The following is a 5,640-nucleotide window of genomic DNA, read 5'->3' as shown; positions in this document are numbered from 1 at the left end:
CAATTGGTTAGTGAATTGAACCAGGCACTGGACCTGCTGGACGCCAATCGTGACATCGGCTGTATCGTGCTGACAGGTTCAAAAAAGGCCTTCGCAGCAGGCGCCGATATCAAAGAAATGTCTGAGCTGACGTATCCGCAGATCTACTTGGACGACCTGTTCTCTGACAGCGATCGGGTCGCCAGTCGTCGCAAACCCATGATCGCGGCGGTCGCCGGTTTTGCGTTGGGCGGTGGTTGTGAGTTGGCACTCATGTGCGATTTCATCCTGGCCGGCGATAACGCGAAATTTGGTCAGCCCGAAATCAAACTGGGTGTATTGCCCGGTATGGGTGGCACTCAGCGCCTGACGCGTGCTGTTGGCAAAGCCAAAGCGATGGAGATGTGCCTTAGTGGACGTTTGATCGACGCTGCCGAGGCCGAGCGCTCAGGGCTGGTGTCGCGGGTAATACCGGTCGATGAACTGCTCGACGAAGCGCTGAAGGTGGCTGCCGACATCGCCGCGAAGTCCCTCCCGGTGGCGATGATGGTCAAGGAAAGCGTGAGCCGGGCCTTTGAAGTCAGCCTCGCCGAAGGCATTCGTTTCGAGCGTAGGGTATTCCACGCCGCCTTTGCTACGGATGATCAGAAGGAAGGCATGGCAGCATTTATTGAGAAACGTGAGCCTCAGTTCAAGGGGCGTTGACGGTTATGAATTCGGGTCCGGTTGCGGTCGGTCCAGCGGCTGCAACAACGCGCTGAAATCAGTGGCAGTCGTCAGGTGCTCAGGGGGGCTAGAGCGACTGGGCGCCTGCCCGTAACGAATTTCGGTTTCCCGACAAGATCCGCCGGCCAGGTTTTTCAGGGCGGTCATCCGAAGGCTGTCGGTGTGCAATTGGAGGCGGGCGTGTTGGCTGGTCAGGGTCACAGAGTCGCTCGCGTCGACGTCCAGCGTCTGCCCGGCACTTAGGTGAATGTGCGCCGCGATAGAACTCAGTGCTCGGCCATCAATCTGGATGCGTGGGCGCATGAATTGCGCGGTAGCGCTTTTCACCAACCCACAGATGATTGGTTGGTCCGGATCGTCGTCGAAATGGCTCAGCAGCACCTTACTGCCTGCTAACACTTCGCAAGGCGCCTCATTGCTTGGCGTTGCAACGGCCAGGCGCAACCAAAGGACCGCCTCCTCATTCGTTGGCGACACAGGCCAATGCAGCTTTGCTTGAATCCGTCCTTGTGGGTCGCGCTTTACTGCATGACCGTATGGCCCGATTAACGTGGCAGTTTGAGGGCCGAGAATCTGCGGTTTTTGCTGCGTCAGTGGTGGACGATAGGGCAGGGTCCAGGGAATAACCCGGAAGCGATTTCTATAGCCGCTGGTGAACGGCGCAATCTCAACACTCGACACCGGTCCCGCAAAGGGAAACTGCGGCTGTTGATAGGTTTCGAGGGAGGCGCTCTTAATGATCCCTTCGATGTCTGCCGGGTCTAATCCGTTCAGTACCTGAGGTTGTTTCCCCACGTGGTGGACGTCGGTCAGCAGCCACTGATCGTTGAACAGCGTGTTGGGGTGAGCCAGCACCGAGAGTATTTGGCCACTAACCAGGCTTGGCTGATCACTGAGTCCATACACGTGCCGTCGTTCACAGCGCATACGCTCCAGGGTACGTTCGCTCAGTTGGCGTCGTCTCGCTTCGGCGGCGTTTGGCAGCTTTGCACGATGCAGGGCGCCCCGCGATTGATTGGCCGCAAAGCCGTGGACAGGTACCTGTAGAGGGTTCTGCTCGTCGGCGGTTGCCGCTTGATCGTCAACCTGTCGTGGGGGGCGGTCGTGCCCGGATCTCATGGTGTGGACAGAGAAATGTTCGGCCAGATGACTGATGCTGGGGGCCAGCGTGGCGTGGTCGAGCTCTTTTTGGTAGCGGGTTGGCGCCGATAGTTCGCGAAAATTCGCCGGATCGTCTGCGAAAATCAACAGATGCCGATGGCGACTGTGCTCAAAACGAAAGTGGATGCCTTCTTCTGCGCACAAACGCTGCAACAGGTGCAGATCACTTTCGTCATATTGAGCGCAGGTCTGCCGTGGCGGATACGTACCCACGGTTAGTTCCAAGCGGTAATGATCTTTACCGATACCGTGTTCTTCGAGCAATTTCTGGAGGATCTGCGGGACACTCGACTGTTGATGCAGTCGCCGGTGGTAACGCTGTTGCAGCGTTTGTAGGCGTGGCTCCAGTGTTATACGAACATGGCTGATTCCTTTACCGACATACAGCACGATAGCGTTGCCGATCAGCCCATGAACCCCTTGATGCACCTCGCCAAAAGAAAGATAAGCGCTGCGTGATGTGAGAACCCCGGCGTCCGGCGTAACGCTTGGGCTTATGAAGTCGATTTCGAACCGATAGGGGCGATTCAACGCCTCACTGCCGCTGAAGCGGATGACATGCAGTGTCAGTGGGCTGTCGCCGATGGTCAATGTGGCCCGTTTTTCCGTGTCTTGACTCAACTGCTCTTCCTTAATTTTGAAAGTCTTGCGCAGAGGGTACGGAATGCCGAAGGAGAACGTCAGCGCTGCGCCGTTTTTCGGAAAAGGACTACAGAGTAGGCCACCTCCTACAAGCGTTGTAGGCTGTTTGGACGCTCTACCGGAGCTGTTTGAGGGCTGTCTGAATAGCGGGGGGTTTCATCTGGCGTCATCGCGTATAAAATGGCCGCCAAATTTCAGCGTTTTGCCTCCGCCTCGTCAGCCGTCTGCTGACCGCCGCGGTGGCCGTTATCAGCCACGGATCAAGAGAACAACATGGGCGCACAGTGGAAGGTCAAGCATAAAGAAGCAGCATCCAATGCCAAGGGTCGTATTTTCGGCAAGCTGTCCAAGGAAATCATGATCGCTGCGCGAGCCGGCGCCGATCCTGAAACCAATGCGCGTTTGCGGTTGGTCGTCGAGCAAGCAAAAAAAGCTTCGATGCCCCGGGAAACGCTGGAGCGCGCAATCAAGAAGGGCGCGGGCCTGTTGGGCGAAGGCGTTACCTTCGAGCGGCTGACGTACGAAGGTTTTGCGCCACACCGTGTTCCAGTGATTGTTGAGTGCCTGACCGACAATATCAATCGCACGGTTTCGGAAATTCGGGTGCTGTTCCGTAAGGGGCAATTGGGTGCTGCGGGTTCGGTTTCGTGGGACTTCAACCATTTGGGCATGATCGAGGCTGTGCCCTCCGGTCCCGATGCTGACGCTGAGTTGGCGGCTATCGAGGCTGGTGCACAGGATTTTGAACCGGGTGAAGAGGGCGCAACGCTGTTCTTGACCGAGTTGACCGATCTGGATGCGGTGTGCAAAGCGCTACCCGAGTTTGGTTTTACGGTTCAGTCGGCACAGTTGGGCTACCGGCCGAAAAGCACTGTTGACGGCTTGAGCGATGAGGAAATGGCTGATGTTGAGGCGTTTCTGGAAGCGATTGACGGGCATGACGATGTGCAGAATGTGTATGTAGGGTTGGCGGGGTAGGTTTAGAACTCGCGAAGGCTATGTGTCGGGTGTCTCGAACGCCGTCAACACCCGACTTACCTCAACAAACGATGGCCGCGCAAGCACATCAGGCTGAATGCATCGGACGTGTAGCTCCCTCCATTCGGCTATCTCAATCGGTTCACACCGCTCGATCAGTTCGCCCAGCAATATCCCAAACGCCCTGACTTCAATCCGTTCCAGCAGCCCGCTTTGTTCTGGGTTTTCTGTCGGATAGAACGACGCTGCGCCGAAGTCGCCCAGCAGGCAGTCACCGTTCGAGTTCCACAGGATATTGTGACCGTATAGATCTCCATGGCTCAGGCGGCAGGCATGCAGGTGCTCAGCCACCGATGCAATGCCACGCGCCAGGCGCAGTGCGGTGCCCAGGGAGAAAGCGGTTTCGGCTGAATAGACATCGCGGGTACACGACTCAAGGCTAGGTGGCCCTGCGAGGTTGCCGTGGCTAGGGGCGATGAGTTGCATCACCAAACCAACCTGCCCGTGCGGGTGTTCGGCAATTTGTCCTTCAACGGCGATCAGGTTTGGATGCGCGCCAGCAGCTATGCAGGCTGCCATCTCGTTCAGCGGTGAGCCGTCACTGGTGATGCTGCCCTTGTAGAGCTTGATCGCCACGCAGGCTTCTTGTCGCTCAGGCGCTTGCCACAGCGCCTGTTGAATGACCCCGGAGGCGCCTTCACCCAGTTGCTGCTGCACCTGCAGATGCGACCACGCAATTTGCCTGATAGGTGTCTCGGCGTGGTGAGTGGGCAGTGGGTTGCCCGCGTAGGCTAACCAGGCAAGCGCAGGCAGTGCTAATAGCCAGTCAGGCAGCGCGGTCAGGCGGTTGGCAGAGATGCGCAGCAGTTCAAGTTGCGTGCAGCGGGCAAGCGATGCCGGTAATTGTTGCAGCTGATTGCCTGCCAGCATCAGTTTTTGCAACGCTGAACAGTCGCCCAACGCGTCAGGCAACGTTTCAATCCGGTTATCGGTCAGGATCAACCAGCGCAGCAACGGCGGCAGGGCAGCGGCCGGAACGTGTTGAATCTGATTGGCCTTGAAGCCGACGATTTGCAACTGAGAGCACTGACCGATACACGCCGGCAGCTCTGTGAACTGGTTCTCTGAGCAGAACAGTACCCGCAAGTTTTTCAGGCGACTCAGGTCTGCCGGCAAGCTGCTGAGTAAGTTGCCGGTCAGATTGAGAACTTCAAGAGAGTCGGCAAGGTCAAAAATTTCCGGCGGAAATTCGACCAGCCCACAGGACAAATCCAGACGCTTAATGCCCGTCAATTTGCCTGCGCGGAGTCGTTCGAGGGTGTGGGGTCGATTATCTCCACCCATGGTCAACGGTGCCGGGCCAGGCAGATATCAATCAACTGAAACATCCGTTCCAGAGTCGGCGCCGCTTCTGAGTAAAGAATGCGATAAATCATCGGCGCAACAATGGCGTCGACCAACTCTTCCGCCGGAGGGGTTGCCTCACCTCGGATGAGGGCTCGATCGACGATGATCTGCAGTTGATCACGAACGATAGACGCACACTTGCTCGAACAGCTGGCGGCGCTGCCGATCACATCACGCATCATCTCCCGGCCTGCTGCGGAGTTCATGTCGTCTAGGTATTGCTCGGTCCAACTTTGCAAATCGTCGCGCACGTTGCCGCAGTTGATTGGGATGTCTGGGCGCAGGCGCTCGACCGCGGCATCAGCCAACAAACTGGTCAAATCACCCCAGCGTCGATAGATGGTAGAAGGCGTGACACCTGCGCGGACAGCGATCATAGGCACACTGATGGTCGAGCGATCATGCTCAAGCAACAAGTCACGGATAGCCGCGTGGATCGATTCCTGAACACGGGCACTGCGGCCACCCGTGCGAATACCTTCTTTAATAGCCATGCGGCAGACCTTAACACAAAGAATTTGCTTTAAGCGAAATCGCGATGCACACTCGCAAAAGCTAATAAATTGCTTTTGCGGTTTGCTTTATTGGAGAGTGTACCCATGTCCGACCCTTTGCAGAACCTGTCTCCGACGGTTCGTGCTCGCAGCAGCGTAGGTTTTCTTGCTATTACCAACCTGTGCTTCTTTGCCGCGTCGAGTGCGCCAACCCCGCTGTATCACTTGTACCAGCAAAACTGGGGATTCTCCT

At 56.9% G+C, this 5,640-nt stretch carries 5 protein-coding genes and 1 pseudogene; 3 read left to right on the top strand and 3 right to left on the bottom strand.

Annotated features, from left to right (window positions below; translation table 11 throughout):
* The coding region (locus tag M0974_RS25125) for an enoyl-CoA hydratase-related protein (protein ID WP_297843423.1) at nucleotides 1–684 on the top strand (684 nt) is incomplete at its 5' end.
* Between the two features lie 3 nt (nucleotides 685–687).
* Here M0974_RS25125 and tssI read toward each other — a convergent pair.
* Nucleotides 688–2,487, bottom strand: coding sequence for a type VI secretion system tip protein TssI/VgrG (gene tssI / locus M0974_RS25120; RefSeq protein ID WP_297843421.1), 1,800 nt, complete (start codon nucleotides 2,485–2,487; stop codon nucleotides 688–690).
* A gap of 294 nt (nucleotides 2,488–2,781) precedes the next feature.
* On the opposite strand from tssI, the gene M0974_RS25115 reads away from it, so the two are divergent.
* Nucleotides 2,782–3,486 (top strand): YebC/PmpR family DNA-binding transcriptional regulator, encoded by a 705-nt coding sequence (locus M0974_RS25115; RefSeq protein ID WP_297843418.1) that lies wholly within the window; start codon nucleotides 2,782–2,784, stop codon nucleotides 3,484–3,486.
* Nucleotides 3,487–3,504: 18 nt separating this feature from the next.
* On the opposite strand, the gene M0974_RS25110 is transcribed toward M0974_RS25115, so the two are convergent.
* Nucleotides 3,505–4,830 carry a leucine-rich repeat-containing protein kinase family protein gene (locus tag M0974_RS25110; RefSeq protein ID WP_297843416.1) on the bottom strand — a complete coding sequence of 442 codons (1,326 nt, stop codon included), beginning with the start codon at nucleotides 4,828–4,830 and terminating at the stop codon, nucleotides 3,505–3,507.
* 2 nt (nucleotides 4,831–4,832) lie between these two features.
* Nucleotides 4,833–5,387, bottom strand: a complete 555-nt coding sequence (locus tag M0974_RS25105) for a TetR/AcrR family transcriptional regulator (RefSeq protein ID WP_297843413.1) — start codon at nucleotides 5,385–5,387, stop codon at nucleotides 4,833–4,835.
* 105 nt (nucleotides 5,388–5,492) lie between these two features.
* Between M0974_RS25105 and M0974_RS25100 the strand changes: the two are divergent.
* Nucleotides 5,493–5,640: pseudogene (locus M0974_RS25100) on the top strand (MFS transporter); the annotation flags it as partial.

The organism is Pseudomonas sp. (genome assembly GCF_026224925.1).
Taxonomy (GTDB): domain Bacteria; phylum Pseudomonadota; class Gammaproteobacteria; order Pseudomonadales; family Pseudomonadaceae; genus Aquipseudomonas.
The sequence above is the reverse complement of the archived record's forward strand: the minus strand, read 5'-3'. Positions and strand labels throughout refer to the sequence as shown.